Genomic DNA, 18,776 nt, shown 5'->3' on the forward strand with positions numbered 1-18,776 from the left:
ATCATCTCTCGATCTATTCCCCAGAGCTCACAGGAATTTGGCGGGGTTGCTCTTCTTCGAGTTTGGGTAGATGGATTTTAAGGACCCCTTCGTTAAATTCTGCTGAAAGATGTTCTTCAGAAATTCGATCAGGAATACTGATAGATCGCTGCCATTCTCCAAAGGTTCGTTCTTGACGACGGAAGCGTTCTTCTGAGATCTCTCCATCGGCGATCTCAGGAGGATTACGATGGCCTTTCAGAGTGAGCACACTGTTTGCAATCGTCAATTCCAGGTCTTCTGCCAGCATTCCGGGAAGTTCTGCGGTGATGAGATATTCGTGAGCCAGTTCAAAAATATTGACCGCAGGATATTGTCGGGGCATACGGATCCCTTGAACTGAGAATTCGACCCCCTGAACCAGACGGTCTACTTCTCGCTCCAAATCTCTGAGCGGGTTCCAAGATTGTTCCCAACGAAAAATTGGCATTTCCAAACATCCTAAAACTAAAAAAAACGAGTCTTTGGTGATTCTAGAATAAGCAAAGGTCATACCATTGAGGATGAGATCACTCAAATCAAAAATCGATGTTGTAAGTATCTGTAATAGAATATTTTATCGTTGACAGACACAGAAAAGTCCAGATTGAATTTTGAACGAAATGTCATTTTGGCAAGTCAATAGAGTGGATTTATGCAGTAGTGAATATGTCATAATGGCAGCTTCTTTGCTGTCTCGCGAGGGGTAGTGAGACTTATTCCCATTGAACCGGCTGAATCACACCCGTCGCCAGCAGCGCACCAAATACGATTCCGGTAAGAAAGATAGTGCGTAATACCCAGATCGCGCGAGCCGGTCCAAACCATTCTGTAAGACGCTGTCCCTTTCGTGTGTGTGCCAGAAACCATTGTTCTTTGATCAAACCGAACAACGAGAAAATCAGAACGGCTCCACCGATGAGGGCATTCTCAGAAATGTGAAATGGCATTAGGTCGCTTCTTCAGTCTGAGTCAAAGGAGTTGCAGAATGGACTCTGGGGAAGAAAGCCCAGAACAGTAACGTCGCTAAGAGGGCAATGGCGGCACTACTCAACCAGATACCAGGCCAGTCTCGAAATAAATTAATCACATCGCCGTCTAAGTTTTTTTGAGTGAAAGCCAGGACTCCAGATTCTGATTGAACATTCATTTGTGATCGGATTAACGTGCCTTTTCCTGTTGAAGTGAAAAAGTCTCCGATTTTTCCACTGATGAATCCACCTGCAAACATTCCTAAACTAAACACAAACGTTCCGAAAAACGTTTGCATACTCCCTCGAACATCAAGAGGAGCCACTTTATCGACATAGATATAAGCGGCGGCCAGAAAGCAACCAAAACAGAGCCCATGCATGGCCTGTCCCAGGCAGGTGAGCGAGAGAACGAGGGCAAAAGAGTTCTCGATTGTCGAGGCGTAGGCAAAAATGACTGATCTCATCAAATACGATAAGAGACCAACCAGCATTACAGTCTTGAATCCAAATTTTTTGAGAGCAAATCCGAGTCCCGCCATCACCAGCACTTCAAAGACTTGACCGATGGAACTGATTCTCTGCTCCCAGGCACCCTGCACCTGTCCCAACCCCAACATTGCCTTCAAGAACGGTGCGTTCCATTGGAAGTAAAATTTATGCACGATGGAGATAATAAATGTGACGAGTACAAGCACTAGAAAGTGACGCAGTTTCAGCATCTTGAGAACTTTCCCCGGAGCCAGATCTTTTTTATCACTTTTGACCGGAGGAGTATGGGGAAGCGTGAGACAGTAGAGGGCCATAATGATTCCTGCGACACCTGCCATCGCCAATACGATTCCTCGCCCGGTATTCAGTTCCTGACCCTTGAGATGTGCCAGAAATACTCCTTCCGCGACCCAAGCGGGGACGACAAAACCGATCGTCCCCCATAAGCGAATCATGGGAAACTCTTTTTCACGGTCTTTCAAATGCTGAAATGTGAGTGAATTGGTTAACATCATCGTCGGAATATAGAGCACCGAATAGAGTACACCTAAAATGACGACAGGCCAGAAACTATGCTGCACAAACAGGACCAGCATGAGGATCCCACCAGAAAAATGACAGAACGAGAGCACTCGTTCTGTCGAATAATGGCGGTCGACAATCTGTCCAAAAATAAAGGGAGCTACTAAAGGTCCCACAGCCAATGCGGAACCGAAGACGCCAATCTGCCAGGCGGAAAAGCCGAGCGCATCAATAAGATACAATGTGATGATGGGTAAATAACATCCTTGAACAAAGTACTGAAGAAACATCATCAGATAAAGACGCATCTTGAGAAGTTTATCTGTACTTTGTGTAGCCGGGCTGTCGATTGCGGTCATCCTGATGTGGCCCTGAACAAAAAAGTGGAGAGAGTGATTTAAAACTCAATTGAAGTCGAACAGATTTATTTTTCAATCACCCAAATATTTCTGAAACGAACTGGATTCGAGTGATTTTGCAGAAATAGGGGGCCGGCAATGGTTTCGTCTTTATTGGTGCCTCCCGGTGTGGGCCCATCGATTTCGCGGTTATCATGAATGGTCACTCCATTATGTTTGACTGTGATTTTCGCTTTGTCGGTCTTGTTACCCTCTTTGTCGTATTTAGCTGCCTGGAAGTCAATATCATATGTCTGCCAGGCGAGTGGCGGAAAACACATATTCACACTGGGAGCACCTACTTTATAAATCCCCCCGCATTCGTTGTCTTTACCTTCCAGGCCAAAGGAATCCAGAATTTGGACCTCATAACGTCCCAATACATAGCAGCCACTGTTGCTTCTGCCTTGACCGCGTGCCTGAGGCATGAATGGTAACTGAAACTCCAAATGGAGATGGCCATCTTTAAATTTCTGTTTGCTGGTGACACCCTCTTTTAAGAGCCCCTCGTTTGTGATTTTACCATTGGTGAAATTTTTGACGGTTTCCTCTGCCCGATTTGAATCGAACAAAACCTTGGCATTGGCAGGTGCTTTTTTACCGAGTGTAGGGCTCTTTCGATGTACCTTCTTAATTGTTCCTACCTGATTTCCGTCTGCGTCGAAGATAGTAATTTTACCATCTTCCAGATCTCCACGGCCTTGCTCTGATGTGAAGGAAATTACATTCCCTGTTTTTTCACCTTTTGCGGAGACTTTTTCTTTTTGATCCCAACCGTCACCGGGTAAGCCTCCCGGATAACCGACAGCCTGAAACGCCCCATCACCTAACGCGATAACCTGGACACCGTATTTCAGTGGTTCGTTACTATCTTCCCCTAAAACTCCCGAGTACTCTCCCTGTATCTGGAAGTCAGGGCCTGCCTTTTCAACACTGGTTGCCGCCCATTTGGGAGACTTGGAATCGGCATCACTGTCATGAGTAAAAACGAAAAGCAGAGAGCAGATTATCAGGGCGCAGAGAGGGAATCGCTTCATTGTATTTCTCCAAGGATCGTATTTGCTGTAAGGTTGTGGATCAGTAGAAAACTGACTTGAAATCGAATGTGACAAGTCGTTATGACTTGCAAGATTTAGTTTCATTGTGCGAATCGATACTCAGAGATGCAAGTACATCGGCTAAGGTTTCTTATACTGTACGGTACGTGTGTGTATTGGTTTTTGATAAAACTTGTGATGGTAAGGTGTTAAAAAATTTTGTAAGATGGTATGTAGAAACGTATGAATAAAAGACGAGAGAGGGTACGGGCTGTCACAGCGATGCCGGATATCAGACTATCATTGAGGATGTCGGCCCCTTGTATTGATTGATTGAGAGCATTGGTTAACAGCGGAAGAGCTTTATGACATCTGACAAAAACAAAAAAATTGCAGCAGATTGCTGGCGAAGGGGCAACGAAGCCTTGGCCAAAGAAAATTGGGATTATTCCATCGATATGTTTACCACTGCGGTAAAGCTGGAACCCGAAGCGCTTCTTTATCGGCAGACCAAACGTGGCGCTGAACGCAAAAAATATGGAGATAACAATTCCGGTTCGAAAATGGGAGTTCTGAAAATTACCGGATTGAAGACTAAGATCAAAAACTCGCGCCGTAAAAAGGACTGGGTCTCAGTCGATCAATATGCAGAAGAAGGCCTGTCAATTAACCCCTGGGATCCTGTTTTAAATGCGGAAATGGCTGAGGCCTGTAAGAATCAGGGTTATGAAGATTCTGCCATTTTCGGATATAAAATGGCCATCGAAAATGATAAGACAAACAAAGGTTATTACACCGACCTGGGTGAGTTGTTAGAAGAGAAGGGCGAGTTCAAACAGGCCAGAGAATGCTGGGAAATGGCGCTGAAACTGGATCCGGTAGATGGGAATGCCCGTTCCAAAGTAACCGCTTTAATGGCCACAGAGACCAGGGTACGAGGAGGTTATGAGGGTGCTGAGAATTCAAGTGGCGCGAAGAAGGGGCAGTCTGCCTATGATGAAGGACGGGCGACACGCGAGCAGAGACAGCAGGCCCAAAAAGGAAATGCACCAGATGGCCCGGGACAGTCGCTCGAAGCAGACCTCCAGCGTGCGATTCGAAAAGAACCTGAAAATAAGGACCACTATTTAAGGTTGGCTGATTTTTATCGACGTGAGGGAAAGTTGCCCGAAGCAAAAGAGCATTACGAAAAGGCCTATGAGCTATCCGGGAAAGACGCAAACATCGGCGAGCAGATTGAAGATATCGAACTTGAAAAGTTGAGGGATCAACTGGTCAAAGCGAAAGAACAATTTAATGCCGACCGCGAAAATGCGGAAGCGAAGAAGCAGGTGACCTTGATCAGCAAAGCGCTAATTAAGCGAGAAATCGATGTCATGTCCAGACGGGTCGAACGTTACCCAGCCGACTTGAGGATTAAATTCGAGTTGGCCCAACGGTTTATTCGCATTAAAAAGTGGGGGTCGGCTATTTCATTACTGCAACAGTCAGTGAAAGATACACGAATCAGTTCCGAGGCTTTGGTGGCGTTAGGGAAATGTTTCTACGCAGAAAAGAAAAAAGAGCTTGCTAAACGTCAGTTTGAGAAGGCACTGCCTTCTCTTTCTCCGGATGACAAACCCGATATTTATAAAGAAGCACACTATCTGCTAGGTCGCTTGTATCAAGAATCGGGTGAGAAAGATAAAGCAGCCGATCACTATAGCGAGATCTTAGCCGTCGATTACGATTACAAAGATGTCAAAGATCGGTTGGAAGGTCTTTAATCAGGAAGAGTTAGAATCTTCGGTCGCATTCCATTTTTCCTGAAAAAAGCTCTTTTTCGCAGCGCAAAATGGCTGGAATAACGACTTACAGGTTGTTAAGCTTCTACTCTGCCTGAGATTTTTAGTGGCGACTGTCTTCGTTGATGGTGGTCAGTGTAAGTCATAAACAGTTACTCAGAAATTACTTAAGTCAAACAAATGCCAAATTCCAATAGTGCAAAAAGAGCATTACGAAAAAGTGAAGTTCGTCGTCTTCGAAACCGTTCCAGCCGTTCGGAATTAAGATCTGCTATTAAAAACGCTCGTATTGCGATTGCAGGTGATGATTCTCAAAACGCAATCAAAGCCCTTCAGGCTGCAACCAAAAAAATTGATCAAGCTGCTGCGAAAGGCATTATCCATAAAAATGCTGCCGCTCGTACGAAATCACGACTGGCAAAGTCTGCTAATAAAGCAACTGCTGAATAATCGGCAATTGGTTAAATCATAAACGGCCCCTCGTAGTCGATTCTGTTTTCACAGGATTCTTTACGCGGGGCTTAAGTTATAAATGGTCACATATTTTCACGAGTGCATAACAAAACCACCATCGACATTAATCGTTTGTCCTGTCACTTGAGCGGCACGAACTGAGCTGAGAAAAACGATCATATTGGCGATATCTTCTTTCGTCTGCCAACGTTGTAGCGGGACCAGTTGTTTGATTTTTTCTCCTGCCCATTGCTCATAGGTTTTCTGGTTCTCTTTGGATTGACGATCATTCCAAGCCTGCCACACCGATTGATTCAGGGGAGTCTGTACCATTCCGGGACAAACGGAATTCACACGGATTCCATCCCCGGCTAAATCCTTAGCCATACATTGTGCAAAGTTAATGTTAGCGGCTTTGGATGCACTATAAGGGGGATCGGTTTGGGAACCGATTTGACCTGCAATCGAACTAATGAATGTCATAGTTCCTCTGCCAGCCTGTTGCATAACGGGGGCTAATGTATGGGCAATATGCACCATGCCTTGCATGTTAACCTCAAACACGCGTGGCCAGTCAGAGGGTTCTAAGTTCGTAAACGGAAAGCCAAACTTTCTTGAGCCAATTGCAGCCGCGTGTACCAGGTGATCAATATGAGAAGTGCGATTCAATGTCTGTTGAGTGATTTCCTCGACCGCCTTCAAGTCTGTAATGTCGACTTGAAACCCCAGCACAGTTTGTCCGGTCTCTTTACTTAATTGATTGGCAATCAACTCGATCTGATCGGTTTGATCCCAGAGAATGGGCTGGGCTCCTTCTTCGGCGAACGTACGCGCTGTCACCAGACCGATGCCACTTGCTCCACCTGTAATCACCACAGTGGCACCTGACAAATTGAGATCCATTTCTGATTTTATCCTGAGCTGTGAGAGAAGTATTTGGAATTGAGGTATCTCCATTTTGATCGATGGCTTTTCCTGCTGCAAGTCGATTGCTATCTTAATACATGATGAAACAGGAGCAGATGCGCAGTAGAAGGGAAACTAACGCCATGAGACTTGGAATGATTAATTCTGCCTGGGCCCAAGCAGGCCGAGATACCGTCTGGGGCTTAGAAAAGACAAAAGCGCTTGGATTTGACTGTGTCGATATTTTTATCGATCCACTTGATGCTGACGTCCGTGAACGAAAACTGGTCAAAGATACGTGCGATCGGCTCGATCTGCCGATTGTCTCGGTGTGTTGTGTGGCAGTGGGATTAATCGACTTCAATCCAAGTGTGCAACGTTTTCATCTCCAAAGGGTAAAAGACTATCTAGATCTGTGTTACGAATACGAGGCCCAAAATCTACTGCTGGTGCTGGGAGAATACATCTGGAACCGGGAAGTGATACCGCCGGAAGAACAATGGAAACAGGGGGTCGCGCAATGCCGGTCGCTCGCTACATATGCGGATTCTCTGGGATTAAAAATCGCTCTCGAACTGGAACCCTTTTCGCTCTCATTATTGAACGACGTCGATTCGATGGTTCGTTTTGTGGATGAGGTGAACCATCCTGCATTAAAAGCCAATATTGATATTTCCCATTTAGTGTTAGCGAATGTAGAACCGGAAGAACTGAGAAAATTACAGGGCAAAGCGATACACGTACATATTTCTGACTGTGACGGCAAAGTACACGGCGATTTGCCACCGGGGCGGGGAGTGGTTCCTTTCGAACCTTATCTGGATGAAATCAAAAAATTGAACATTGAGGGGGCGATTTCGCTGGAATTGGAATATTCTCCTGATCCCGACAAAATTGAGGAATGGGTCCAGGAAGCCTATGAATCGACCAGCGCTTTGCTGCAAAAGACAGGTTTGAGGGGTTAAAACCGCAGAAAACGACCTGAAACCAGAGAGTTTTTTGATTTCGTCGAATCCGTGTGCCAGTTGCTTGAAGTTTTCAATCTGTTTCCCTAATTTCGCTGATAGAAACGCCCAGTGGTTGGCGTTGATTCTGTGAACCTTTTGTACATATTGAGAATTCAAACAATGGCTGATCTGATTGCCCCTCATGGCGGATTGAGTGAACCTGTCTGTTGTACCGTTTCTGCTGAGGAAATTGATAGCTTCAAAGCCGAAGCCGCAACGCTGCCTAAAGTCCCTGTTTCTGCAGCTGATTTATCAACCGTCTACCGTTTAGGAGATGGTACATTGAGCCCCTTAACGGGTCCAATGGGTGAAGAAGTTTATAACCGTGTCCTCGATGAAGCGTGCATCGAAGTCAATGGTAAGCAATATGCATGGACAATTCCTTTGGCATTGCCTGTCACATCGGAATTGGCAGGCACACTTTCCAGTGGGCAAAAAGTCGCGTTAACAAATCCCGCAGGGGACATCGTTGCCACATTGGATATTACGGATGTGTATGAGTGGGACAAGCCCAAGTATCTGAAGAGTGTATATCAGACCGAACGCACCGATCATCCGGGCGCTGCCATGGTCCTTGAGGGCGATGCAGATAACTCTCACCTCATTGGTGGAGAGATTCGCGTCTTACCACAGCCGAAGAACAGTTCATTCGGAAAATATGTCCTCACGCCCCGTGAAGTACGTGCTCTGATTGCCGATAAAGGCTGGGAAGCCGTGGTCGCGTTTCAAACTCGAAACCCTCTGCACCGTGCTCACGAATACGCTCTGGTTTACGGCCTGGAAACTCTGTTGCGACAAGGCAAAAACGCAGGCGCGGTTTTGAATCCGCTCATCGGCGAAACCAAGAGTGACGATGTGAGTGCCGAAATTCGGATGGAGACCTATGAAAAACTGATCGAGAACCGGGAACTCGGAGACGGTGATAGTGATCCTGAATTATGGGGACCACGTGACGATAGTCCTCCAGATCGGGTTTTATTGCTCGGCCTGGATATCAAAATGTTCTACGGCGGTCCGAAAGAAGCGGTAATGCATGGCATCTACCGTCAGAACATGGGATACACCAACATCGTCATTGGTCGTAAACATGCCGATGCTCCCTACGCTGATGGAACCGCCATCTGGGGCGACTTCGATGCCCAGGAGATCTTCAATAATCTGGCGGGTGAATTGTTGATTGAACCTGTTAACGTTGGCTTTGCTGCCTTTTATGAATCATTGGGGCGTGTTGACCTCATGGAAAACCACTCGGAAGAGAAACCGGTTTTCATTTCAGGGAAGCAGGTGCGAGCGACCCTTCAGGAAGGCGAAATGGTCGACCCACGCATCATGCGGGAAAGTACTTCCAAGATTCTTTCAGAAGCAATGAAAGTTTCCTGATTGAATTCTGGTGAATTGCTGATAAACCAACGGCAGACAGAAGTCATTTCTGTCTGCCGTTTTTCATTTCTGAAATCAATTCTGCTTAAAAGTGTTACTATAGATTTGAATTGTCAACTAATCGGGAACGACTGCCCCTTTCCAGTTCTTTTTGAGTTGTCTGGAAAGCTGGCCGACAACGGTCTTCTGATCTGGTTGATTTGCGATATTTTTGTTTTCAGCAGAGTCATGTTGGTGGTCATAGAGTTCACGACCCACGATTTTTCCTGATTTGCGTTCCCGCCATTCGGTGTATCGATATCGGTCTGTCTTCATTGAGTAACCCATCATAGAGCCGCGTGGATACTGGCTGAACGCAGCCGGTTTCCAGGGACGATTGGGGTTCTCCAACAGCGGCTTGAAGCTGGTTCCTTCCAGGTGGTCTGGCAGAGGAATCCGGGCTAACTCACAGAGTGTGGGATAGATATCCACAAATTCAACCAGGGCACGGGTTGTTTTGCCGCTTGCTTGTATCTGTGGAGCACGAATGATTAAGGGAACCCGAGTATCCAGTTCAAAGTTAGTGTGCTTGCACCAGCCGGCATGTTCACCCAGCTTCCAACCATGATCGCCCCAGAGAATCACAATTGTATTGTCGTCCAGTTCCAAACGTTTTAGTTCATCGAGGATTTTTCCGATATTCGCATCAGTAAAGCTCACACTGGCATAATAACCGTGGCGCAGTTTCAAAGCTTGTTCCTCAGTCAGATCGCCTTTCCGGGGAATATCGGAATAGTTACGGAGTTCTCCCCAGTTCGTAGACGCCCATTGAGGAGCATCTTTCGGGAGAAACGGGTTCTCCGCCAGTTTGATCTCAGACCGATCGTAAAGATCCCAGTATTTTTGAGGAGCGACAAACGGCAGATGCGGTTTTAGAAAACCGACTGCCAGAAAGAATGGTTTTTGATGTTGTTTCTGTCGCTGAAGTGTTTTTAGAGCCTGTTCCGCAATTGCTCCATCCCGATAAAGATGATCGGGGACATCAGCCATCTCTGTCGCCGGACCCCGTGTCAAACGTGAGCGTTTTTTTCGACTCATTTTTTTAAGATTGAGCCCTTTCGTTTTAGCTCTGATAGCGGCTTGTGTTTCCGGTAGCTGATACCCTTTGGCTTTGACCTTTAGATATCGATCCCAGGAGGGATCATCATTCAAACTCCCATGATAAATTTTCCCCATGCCGACCGAGTGGTATCCATGTTTCATAAATTGTTGTGTTAGTGTGACGACATCGGGAACCGTCTTTCGAAAATGCGTCTCGAGATCATAGACCTTTGTCGAATCGGGACGCAGCCCTGTCATCAGGCTGGTGCGCGAAGGAGAACAGACTGCTTGCTGGCAGTAAGCTCGTTCAAACAATAGACCACTGGCGGCTAACCGATCGATGTTGGGACTCTTGATATGCGTGGCGCCATAACAACCCAGTTCCGGACGCAAATCGTCAACGGCGATGAACAGCACATTGGGTTTTTCTGAAGCGACAGAATTTGAAGAAGCAAGGCATCCAGAAAAAATGACAAGACAGAAGATGATTAAAAGTCGAAGTCGAACGGCCATGAAAGTCTTTCTTTATAATTGGTGCGGATGAGATTAATGAATCATGCGGATGGTAGCTCTAATATCTATCAGCTTGAGGGGAAATACAATCTGATGAGGCTGTTTCTTAACCATTTTTGTTTTCTTTTACGCTTTGGTAAATTTAAAGTTTATTAAATGGCTCCCATGTAACAAACTGAAGGTATCTGCCCTTCTGATCGGACAGTGACAACTGTTGTTTTGCACCATTTTACTGTTCGTTTTGTACTTGACTTCCACACGCCCATTTCGATACTCCCTGTTTATGTCTCGCGCGCGCGAGGAGAAAAAATCGGATAACTGGACAATGTGAATCAAGGTGGTTTATGCACTACCAAAACATGCTTTTTTTCCAACTTTTCACCTGAAGAATGGGAACTGGTTCTCGCTGTCTCGTATGGAATTACTCTTTTTGAGCACGCTGTCTGACTCCTTAAGCAATACCAAACCTCAATTTCATACCACATCTGAGACATTAAGGCGCATAAGTTTCTCTTAACCACCGCAAGCCTTCTAGCATGATATAAGAAGTGTGGTACACAAGAACGGAATTTCGAACTGGGAAACAAGTGCATTACAAAGCCTTTCAATACCAGTGCAATTCGTTGCGATGATCGAGTGGGAACTCAAATACTCCCGATGCTGGCTGCTAAAAAATTCAGGAAAAATACATCCGTCTAAGATCATAGGCAATAGCGCCAGACAACCCTAACTGAAAATCAGCCACATCTAAAAATACATCAGTGATAATAGAAGCTTCACGTCTTTTCTTTTCGTGACTTTAGTGTTTTTCGTGGTAGTACTCTTCCAAATTGATTTAGCAGTATCCGTCCTGACATTCCTGTGAGCGAAAGTGCGCTAGCACTCGGTAACTCAATCAGGCAAAAAATAAATCCAAGCCTAAGGGTGAGCATCGAGTGGTTTTAGGGTAGTATTCAATAAAGAAACAAGGTTTAATAAAGGCGTGTTCTGAGTCAATTTAAAAAATGGCATAAATTCAAAGTGAGCGTTCATGAATTCATCGAATCAAATTACACGGCGCACAATGTTGCAAAAAGCGGCACTGAGCGCTGCCGGAATATGGGTTGCAGGGAATTCAACCCAGGCGGAAAGTCGTTCTGCGAACGAAAAACTGAATATTGCCTGCATCGGCCTGGGTAATCAGGGAAATGCCAACCTGGGGTTAGTTTCCAGTCAGAATATTGTGGCACTCTGTGATGTCGATGATGCCCGCACAGCGAAGTATGCTGCTCAATATCCAAAAGCGAAAACATTTGCCGACTTTCGTCTGATGTTGGACAAGCTGGAGAAAGAAATCGACGCTGTTGTCGTTACGACTCCCAACCATTCCCATGCGACAATCGCCATCAATGCCATGCGACGCGGCAAGCATTGTTATTGTGAAAAACCACTGGCGCATTCGATTCATGAAGTACGCGAAATGAATCGTGTGGCAAATGAAGAAAATGTCGTCACGCAAATGGGAACACAGAACCATGCCGGCGAAAACTATCGTCGAACGGTGGAACTGATTCAGTCAGGCGCCATTGGTGGTGTCAAGCAGGTTCATGTCTGGTTTGGACGACCCGGAGGCTGGCGACGTTATAAACGCGTCGTGGACCGCCCCCAAGAATCACAGCCGATTCCGAAAACCCTGAATTGGGATTTGTGGGTTGGCCCGGCGCCCATGCAGAATTTTCACCCCTGTTACCATCCCCACGACTGGCATTACTGGTGGGACTTTGGAAATGGCACACTCGGAAACATGGGCTGTCATTATATGGATTTAATTTTCTGGTCTCTCAACCTCAAATATCCGACGACAGTTGAGACGAAGGGACCAAAACTTCATCCCGATTCAACACCGTTCTGGCTCGATTGTCATTGGCAATTTCCCGCACGTGAATCCATGCCACCCGTTGAAGTCGTCTGGTATCATGGGCGTAATACGCCACAACCGGTGTTGGACCTGGGAGGACCCTCATGGGCAGCTGGGATTTTGTTTGTGGGTGAGAAGGGGATGCTGGCCGCCGACTACAATAAACGCATTCTGTTGCCCGAAGAAAAATTTGTTGGCTTCAAACCGCCTGAAAAAACGATCCCCGACGCGATTGGCAACCAGCGGATGGAGTGGTACGAAGCCTGTAAGGGGAATGGAAAAACGCTCTGTCACTTCGATTACGCGGCTCCCTTGACCGAAACGATTCTTCTGGGAAACCTGGCGTTTCGAGTCGGCCAGAAAATTGACTGGGATGCAGAAAAAATGGATGCGGCGAATACAACCGCAGCAGCACAATACATTCAACGGGAATATCGCACAGGCTGGACACTCTAAAATGACGAGTAACAACATGAAAACTCAGCTTTTGAATTTCAGGCAAAAAATGATTACCACTTGCGCTGCGATTCTGTTTTTTATCGAAGGTGCTTCCACTTTGCAGGCGGGACCTGCTTTGCTCCTTGAAGTATCTGCAGGGAAACAGGCACGACAAAACTGCGTTGTGTCAATTCCGGTACCAAAACTGTTGGAGAATCAACAGGATCTGACACTCTTTCGAGTCGATACGGGAACCGAAATACCCGTTCAAATCGGTTTGACAGGAGAACAGCGAGAACTGGTATGGATTTTACGTGAACAATTGCCAGCGGGATCGAAACGAAAGTATCGTCTGCTGGCAGGACCAGGGGGAGGAGAACAAACACCAGGAGTGACGGTGGAGGATGATGGAAAACACTTAAACGTCAAAGTCGATGGCAAGCCCGTACTGACTTACAATCATGCTCTGGTTAAAGCCCCCAAACGAGATCAGGCTTATTATGACAAGAGCGGGTACATTCACCCCTTATATACTCCCTCCGGCAAAGTGATTACCGACGACTTCAATCCCAACCACGCGCATCAACACGGAATCATGTTTTCGTGGCGAAAAATATTGTTTGAAGGGAGAGAGAATAATGGCTGGGATCAAAAATCACAGTTAGGCAAAGTCGAACATAATCAGATCAACTCTTTCACAGGCGGGCCTGTGTTTGGTTCGTTCACAACAAGTATTGATCATATCGATCTGACGAAAAAAACAGGCCCTGTTACTATGTTGAAAGAAACGTGGCAGGTTCGAGTGTTTGCTTTGAAAGATCACTTTCTGTTTGATATCAACTCAGTACAGAATTGTGCAACCGACAAACCAGTTACCATACAGAAAGTTCACTATGGCGGAATGACAATCCGCGGTCTTGCAGAATGGCATGAGAATCATCAATACGATTACCTCACCAGCGAAGGTAAAAACAAAACAAACGGGAATCAATCCCGTCCACACTGGGTGGAAATGTATGGCCCCCTGGGTGCTGAAACGGCTGGTGTGACGATTTTAAGTCACCCGGGGAACTTTCGATTTCCTCAGCCAGTGAGATTACATCCCAGTATGCCTTATTTTTGTTTTGCTGTCGCAGCCGTGGATGCATTTACGATTGAGCCGGGAAAACCATACGTTTCACGTTATCGTTACTATGTGCATGATGGAAAACCGAGTGCAAAACGAGATCAGCACTTGTGGGAAGACTATTCACACCCACCGACAGTCAAAATCATTTCTGAATAACGCTTGAATTTTAGCCTGACGACTATTTGATTGATTCAATCATCTTTACGATTTCTTCTTCGTTATATTCGTCAGCTTGAATCTGTAGCATTATGAAGGCAGGACCACCTTTACCAGGGAAAACTCCTGTGACCTGATGAAACTTCGTTTTATCTTGATCGGTTCCCTCAGCAAAGGTGAAATTGAGTTTTTTGCCTTTAATCATGAATTCGCGTGTCTCTTCTTTGGTGATATCGAGCTGGCGTTGATTCTGATTTTGATTTTGATTATTCAAGCTATCGCGGAACTCTTTCTCCATATCAATCATGCCATCGTCGGGGACAGAGAGACTCATTAGGATCAAGACCCCTTGTTTGGATACAGGCTCGTACATGGCCATTTTCATGCCTTTGCCAACAACACTAAACGTAACACCTGCCATGGGTTTGAAGGTCTCGGGAATCGTAATTTCTGTGATTTCATTTTGGATGGTGATGATCTCAGCTTTTTTCTCCGTCACCTTCATTTTGATGTCCATGTTTCTGGCAGCATAGAACAGACCACCACAACATAGTAACAGGCACAGAGAACCAGCACCAAGAATGATTAATAAGACCTTAACCCCCTTGCTCATCCCCGGCTTGGGCTGAGCTGAGAATTCGTCTGGTTGTGAGTCATTGTCTTCGGAGTAAAAATTATCGTTTGACATTAGTGGATATGGCCTTTCCCAAGCGTGCAGATCATTTTGAGTATTCAGAATGCTACTTAATCATCAGTCGTGAGTGGAGTACACATTGAGAATCTCTAACAGAACAGAGCAAGTTTATAAAGAATCACTTGAAGAAACGAGCGAAATTCAAAAGTGGATCATAAAAAATTGAGAATTATGACCAATCTTCTTCCTGCTGTGCGGCCCTTTGGCGTTCTTCTTCACGCCATTGCTTTTGCAGTTTCCGTCTTTCGCGTTTGCTTAGCCCTTTTAACAGTTCCGGATCATGTCCTGAGTCGACGCGGATATTCTTTTTCTGAACCTTTGGTTTTTGTTTTCCAGTTGGTTGGGTTTGAACCGTTTTGGGGGACGAACTTGGAGCTGATCTTTTCTCTGGGGGAGTAGTGGTCACCTCATTGACAGCCTCAGGAGTTGGCGTGGGCTTGCTGCGCGACGCACGTTTTGCCGGTCGAGAAGGCTTTGGATCAGAAGAAGCTGCTTTTGTTTCTACTTCGATCTCTTTGAGGGATTGTTTTTCTTTCTGTTTGAGTGCTTTCGCAACGCACTTGGCTTTGCGTTTAATGCGTCGACGATGCAGATAATTGGCAAACAGCTGTCTGGATCGTGAGGGAACCTTTTCTGGAAGATCGATTGATCGGTAGAGCAGGTGGTGCGTATGTAAGATGAGGCTGGTGAATAAGCTCCAATGTGCAAAAAAGAGCAGACCTGCCCCGATCTGAAGATGATGTGCTTCCCAGGGGATTAAATTTCCCGTCAGCATCAACGTCAGACTGGATACGTAAGCGGCCACTGCAATAATTGTAAAATTCAGGCCTGCACGGTCTCCCCGCATTTCAAGATAGGCCATTAGCGAAATGCTCAAACCGATACATAATGCTGGAATCAGCCAGGCCAAAAGTTGAGTATGTGGTCCCCAATCAAACAGCCTCAATTCAATGACGCTTGATGCCCAGACGTGATGTAATTGAGTTGTGGTGCAAACCGCGAACAAAAAGATTCCTGCGGCAACCCACTTCCACAGACGGTGCCTTCCTGAAAAATCATGCAGACTTTGTGTACGGAGTGACCCGATCAAGAGTGAAAGCTGGCCTGATACAAAAAGGAGAGCTCCGGTCAGATACACAGGAAGCGGACTGTGTTCGAGTGACAGAAATTCAGACAGAGCAGATCCGGAAGCAGAAAATTGAGGACGATAAATGTCAGCGGCAATAAAACCGGAAAAACACAAAAAAACGGGCAAGTAATACAGAGAGAGTTTCCACCGTTTGGGGAAGATCAATGTACGCAAAGGAAACTGGCCTGCTGCAAAGCGATGCGTGCGCGCAATGTTGTGTGATGTAGATTCATCACTCGAGTCATTGAGAGACTCTGAAGATTCCGACGCTAATCTTCGACGTCGGCGTTCATCCATGGATCGGGAGCCAGCAAATCCTGTAGACATTGAAACTCTGTTTGATCCTTCAACCAGATCTTTGTCGTCAATTTCATCTTACGGAAAATGATAGGGAAGAACGATTTTCCGATCTCAGTATCCATACTGAGGTGAATTTCCAATGTGACTTTATAAAAAAGGCACCTTATTCTTTTCTCATCGGTAGGGAGCGAATTCCCACACGAGTCAGGATCTGTATTTTACTTGGTCAGAGGGAAGGCACGTTTGTTGTGTTTGCTGCATTTGGATTAACTCATAACCATTCTGTGATTCTTAATCTCAACCTAAAGTTTCCATTTGTCTTAAACTGTCTAATTTGTTGCTGGTTTTTATCCTTAATAATTACAAGGTTAAACTGTTGTCAGTGTTGCTAACGTTTTTATTATAAATGGTTTAGGGGTATTTCAGCTTCGGACGGTGGGTGAGTCCTCTTCGAGTGATGCAATGTCTATAATAGGGATTTAAAACGGGCCTCTACGAATTCAAATTAATGGAGTGTTACATGTCTGTGAAATGGAATCTGTTTCTCGCAATCATTTCAATCTTGTTTCCGGTGACGATACTTTCCGCAGCAGAGATTCCGGAATCGGCAATCTCTTCTGATGCCAGCATTGTGATTCGGCTTAAAGATCCCAAGGCGACGTCGCAAAAAGTAGCCAGTTTAATCAATCAAGTCGATGAAAATCTCTCGGGAGTCGTCGGTTTAAACTTGCGAACCATTTTGGGACGTTCGATTTCTAACCCGAATCTTGCAGGAGTCGATACCACACGCGACATGTGTGTTGGGGTGTTTCTAAGTCAATCAAAACAACCAGGATTTCTCTATGCAGTTCCTGTTGCTAATAAGAATGCATTCAAAGAGGCACTAGGTGAGAAGTATCATAGCGCCACACATGAAAACTGGCTGCTCTATAGCAGCGATCAGGCCCTCGTCGATCAGGCTATGGCGTTGATCAAAGATGGTCAGCAAAACTTTCAGACTCATATGAGCCCGCGATCACGTGATCTCTTTGCCAAAGGGGATTTATCGCTCTATATCAATTCGGGAAAGTTAGTACAGATTTACCAGCCTCAATTGGAACAGGCTGGTCAGAAGGTGGATGTCACTCTCAATCGACTTTCCGAAACAGTGAATACAGCGCCGGGGGTGAATATGAAGCCAATCATGTCGATCTATTCGGCAGTGGCTAAAGGGGCGTTACAAGCGGTTCAAGATTCGAAAAGTTACACCACTGCACTCAACCTGGGAAGTGATGGACTCGGATTGGAGAGTCTGTTTGAAGTCAGGGAAAATTCGCAGACGGATCAACTCTTTCAAAAGAATCCCCCTCGGAAATTTGAAGAATTAGGCAAATTCCCTGCCAATCAGTTGGCATATTTTGCGGGTGCGGGAAATACGGAGGCACTCATTACGTGGGGGATGAATTTTACCGCTCAGATGTTTGATGGATCAAAACCCAACGCCGAAGCCAAGACAAAATTTGAAGAGATTGTGAAAGAGATTCACAAACTGAAATTTGGGAGCTATTACTTCTCTTTTGAACTGGGCAAACTTTCGGATGGGGTTCTCAACGCGTATGCGATTTCCGAAGTAGAACCTTCGCAAAAGATGCGGGACTATACGCGAGAAATGATGTCGCTCATGCAGAATATTTCGATACCCGGGCTGAAGCAGCAGATTACATTTTCACCTGATGAGCAGAAGATCGGCGATGAAGCGGTTGATTTAACTGTGATCAAACAAGAAGTGGATCCCGAATCTGACCCATTACAGATTCAGAAACGGATGCTGGAGGTACTCTATGGTTCGGAGGGCATTACGAATCGTATGGCGTATCCCAAAGGGAAAGTGCTGCAGGTCATGGGAGCAAATGCTTCTATGCAAAAATTCCTGGACGCACTCAATGCATCAGACGCTTCTAAGCAGATCTCGCAAAATCAACCAACGTTTAAGCACGCCCGTACTGAAGGGCTCAGCAAGGCAAATATCTTAGCGATGTTTGATCTGCCGATGGGGATTGCACAAGGCTATAACATCTTCGCGGAAAGTCGTCAGAAAGAAGGGCCGTTTACTGAGGAGTTGATGAAGCAACAGGGGATTTCGCCCTCATATTTGACTTTCAGCTTATCAACCGGAAAACAGTCCCTGGAGACCAAAACCTATATTCCAGTTCAGAATCTGAAGAGTGGTTTCAAAATATTTATGCTCATTTCCACGCAAAGATAGAAGTTGCTTTCCGAATCTTTTGAAAATCACTGAAAATAGGTTCCAATTGATTGATAGTGATTGTCAGTTTGGTAAGTTATATGCTATAATACTCTTACGTTGATTTAGCTATAGCTGAATTTACCTGGACTAACCGATTTCATCCGTGAAATCTTAAAACTTCTCTTGAAATAATCAACATTTTACCGAAAACTGTCAAAGATACGCGAACCAAACCCAGATTAGGT

15 protein-coding genes are annotated in these 18,776 nt (G+C 45.6%); 7 read left to right on the forward strand and 8 right to left on the reverse strand.

The genetic code is table 11. The features are described 5' to 3' along the window. Positions 1 to 13: 13 nt before the first annotated feature. From V202x_RS19420 to V202x_RS19435, 4 genes are all read right to left on the reverse strand, one after another. Positions 14 to 469 carry an Hsp20/alpha crystallin family protein gene (locus V202x_RS19420; RefSeq protein WP_144985441.1) on the reverse strand — a complete coding sequence of 152 codons (456 nt, stop codon included), beginning with the start codon at positions 467 to 469 and terminating at the stop codon, positions 14 to 16. Between the two features lie 265 nt (positions 470 to 734). Beyond that, complete coding sequence (locus V202x_RS19425) at positions 735 to 968, reverse strand: hypothetical protein (RefSeq protein ID WP_144985442.1); 234 nt, start codon at positions 966 to 968, stop codon at positions 735 to 737. Then, a complete protein-coding gene (locus V202x_RS19430) occupies positions 968 to 2,362 on the reverse strand; it encodes an MFS transporter (protein WP_145178414.1) in 1,395 nt (464 codons plus the stop codon). The genes V202x_RS19425 and V202x_RS19430 overlap by 1 nt, the downstream gene beginning before the upstream one ends. Before the next feature lie 65 nt (positions 2,363 to 2,427). Further along, positions 2,428 to 3,438: a DUF1080 domain-containing protein gene (locus tag V202x_RS19435; protein ID WP_145178416.1), complete on the reverse strand. Its 1,011-nt coding sequence runs from the start codon at positions 3,436 to 3,438 to the stop codon at positions 2,428 to 2,430. Positions 3,439 to 3,803: 365 nt separating this feature from the next. Here V202x_RS19435 and V202x_RS19440 point away from each other — a divergent pair, with 365 nt between their 5' ends. Next, entirely contained in the window at positions 3,804 to 5,204 is a 1,401-nt protein-coding gene (locus tag V202x_RS19440) for a tetratricopeptide repeat protein (protein ID WP_145178418.1), read from the forward strand. A 198-nt stretch (positions 5,205 to 5,402) separates the two neighbouring features. Beyond that, positions 5,403 to 5,672, forward strand: a complete 270-nt coding sequence (rpsT, locus tag V202x_RS19445) for a 30S ribosomal protein S20 (protein WP_145178421.1) — start codon at positions 5,403 to 5,405, stop codon at positions 5,670 to 5,672. Between the two features lie 96 nt (positions 5,673 to 5,768). Here rpsT and V202x_RS19450 read toward each other — a convergent pair whose 3' ends face one another. Then, complete coding sequence (locus tag V202x_RS19450) at positions 5,769 to 6,578, reverse strand: SDR family NAD(P)-dependent oxidoreductase (RefSeq protein ID WP_145178423.1); 810 nt, start codon at positions 6,576 to 6,578, stop codon at positions 5,769 to 5,771. A 146-nt stretch (positions 6,579 to 6,724) separates the two neighbouring features. Between V202x_RS19450 and V202x_RS19455 the strand changes: the two genes are divergently transcribed. Together V202x_RS19455 and V202x_RS19460 are read left to right on the forward strand one after the other, a co-directional pair. After that, positions 6,725 to 7,546, forward strand: coding sequence for a sugar phosphate isomerase/epimerase family protein (locus V202x_RS19455; RefSeq protein ID WP_145178425.1), 822 nt, complete (start codon positions 6,725 to 6,727; stop codon positions 7,544 to 7,546). Between the two features lie 162 nt (positions 7,547 to 7,708). Continuing rightward, positions 7,709 to 8,968: a sulfate adenylyltransferase gene (locus tag V202x_RS19460; RefSeq protein WP_145178427.1), complete on the forward strand. Its 1,260-nt coding sequence runs from the start codon at positions 7,709 to 7,711 to the stop codon at positions 8,966 to 8,968. A 117-nt stretch (positions 8,969 to 9,085) separates the two neighbouring features. Here the strand turns inward: V202x_RS19460 and V202x_RS19465 are convergent, their stop codons facing one another. After that, positions 9,086 to 10,561, reverse strand: coding sequence for a sulfatase (locus V202x_RS19465; protein ID WP_145178429.1), 1,476 nt, complete (start codon positions 10,559 to 10,561; stop codon positions 9,086 to 9,088). A 1,030-nt stretch (positions 10,562 to 11,591) separates the two neighbouring features. Between V202x_RS19465 and V202x_RS19470 the strand changes: the two genes are divergently transcribed. Both V202x_RS19470 and V202x_RS19475 read left to right on the forward strand, forming a co-directional pair. Next, positions 11,592 to 12,914 (forward strand): Gfo/Idh/MocA family protein, encoded by a 1,323-nt coding sequence (locus V202x_RS19470; RefSeq protein ID WP_145178431.1) that lies wholly within the window; start codon positions 11,592 to 11,594, stop codon positions 12,912 to 12,914. A 16-nt stretch (positions 12,915 to 12,930) separates the two neighbouring features. Next, positions 12,931 to 14,181, forward strand: a complete 1,251-nt coding sequence (locus V202x_RS19475) for a PmoA family protein (RefSeq protein ID WP_197992975.1) — start codon at positions 12,931 to 12,933, stop codon at positions 14,179 to 14,181. Positions 14,182 to 14,203: 22 nt separating this feature from the next. Here V202x_RS19475 and V202x_RS19480 read toward each other — a convergent pair whose 3' ends face one another. Next, positions 14,204 to 14,869: a hypothetical protein gene (locus V202x_RS19480; RefSeq protein WP_144985453.1), complete on the reverse strand. Its 666-nt coding sequence runs from the start codon at positions 14,867 to 14,869 to the stop codon at positions 14,204 to 14,206. Positions 14,870 to 15,044: 175 nt separating this feature from the next. After that, entirely contained in the window at positions 15,045 to 16,331 is a 1,287-nt protein-coding gene (locus tag V202x_RS19485; protein ID WP_145178435.1) for a hypothetical protein, read from the reverse strand. A 493-nt stretch (positions 16,332 to 16,824) separates the two neighbouring features. Here V202x_RS19485 and V202x_RS19490 point away from each other — a divergent pair, with 493 nt between their 5' ends. Next, on the forward strand, positions 16,825 to 18,549 hold the full coding sequence (locus V202x_RS19490; RefSeq protein WP_145178437.1) for a hypothetical protein: 1,725 nt from the start codon (positions 16,825 to 16,827) through the stop codon (positions 18,547 to 18,549). Positions 18,550 to 18,776 lie beyond the last annotated feature (227 nt).

The sequence above is a fragment of the Gimesia aquarii genome (assembly GCF_007748175.1).
In the GTDB taxonomy this organism is placed as follows: domain Bacteria; phylum Planctomycetota; class Planctomycetia; order Planctomycetales; family Planctomycetaceae; genus Gimesia; species Gimesia aquarii_A.

Excerpts from the sequence above, each read along its gene's own strand:
- V202x_RS19490 (WP_145178437.1), top strand. The coding sequence starts at position 16,825 with ATGTCTGTGAAATGGAATCTGTTTCTCGCAATCATTTCAATCTTGTTT.
- V202x_RS19470 (WP_145178431.1), top strand. The coding sequence starts at position 11,592 with ATGAATTCATCGAATCAAATTACACGGCGCACAATGTTGCAAAAAGCG.
- V202x_RS19430 (WP_145178414.1), bottom strand. The coding sequence starts at position 2,362 with ATGACCGCAATCGACAGCCCGGCTACACAAAGTACAGATAAACTTCTC.
- V202x_RS19480 (WP_144985453.1), bottom strand. The coding sequence starts at position 14,869 with ATGTCAAACGATAATTTTTACTCCGAAGACAATGACTCACAACCAGAC.
- V202x_RS19440 (WP_145178418.1), top strand. The coding sequence starts at position 3,804 with ATGACATCTGACAAAAACAAAAAAATTGCAGCAGATTGCTGGCGAAGG.
- V202x_RS19475 (WP_197992975.1), top strand. The coding sequence starts at position 12,931 with ATGAAAACTCAGCTTTTGAATTTCAGGCAAAAAATGATTACCACTTGC.
- V202x_RS19420 (WP_144985441.1), bottom strand. The coding sequence starts at position 469 with ATGCCAATTTTTCGTTGGGAACAATCTTGGAACCCGCTCAGAGATTTG.
- V202x_RS19425 (WP_144985442.1), bottom strand. The coding sequence starts at position 968 with ATGCCATTTCACATTTCTGAGAATGCCCTCATCGGTGGAGCCGTTCTG.
- V202x_RS19435 (WP_145178416.1), bottom strand. The coding sequence starts at position 3,438 with ATGAAGCGATTCCCTCTCTGCGCCCTGATAATCTGCTCTCTGCTTTTC.
- rpsT (WP_145178421.1), top strand. The coding sequence starts at position 5,403 with ATGCCAAATTCCAATAGTGCAAAAAGAGCATTACGAAAAAGTGAAGTT.
- V202x_RS19450 (WP_145178423.1), bottom strand. The coding sequence starts at position 6,578 with ATGGATCTCAATTTGTCAGGTGCCACTGTGGTGATTACAGGTGGAGCA.
- V202x_RS19465 (WP_145178429.1), bottom strand. The coding sequence starts at position 10,561 with ATGGCCGTTCGACTTCGACTTTTAATCATCTTCTGTCTTGTCATTTTT.
- V202x_RS19455 (WP_145178425.1), top strand. The coding sequence starts at position 6,725 with ATGAGACTTGGAATGATTAATTCTGCCTGGGCCCAAGCAGGCCGAGAT.
- V202x_RS19485 (WP_145178435.1), bottom strand. The coding sequence starts at position 16,331 with ATGTCTACAGGATTTGCTGGCTCCCGATCCATGGATGAACGCCGACGT.
- V202x_RS19460 (WP_145178427.1), top strand. The coding sequence starts at position 7,709 with ATGGCTGATCTGATTGCCCCTCATGGCGGATTGAGTGAACCTGTCTGT.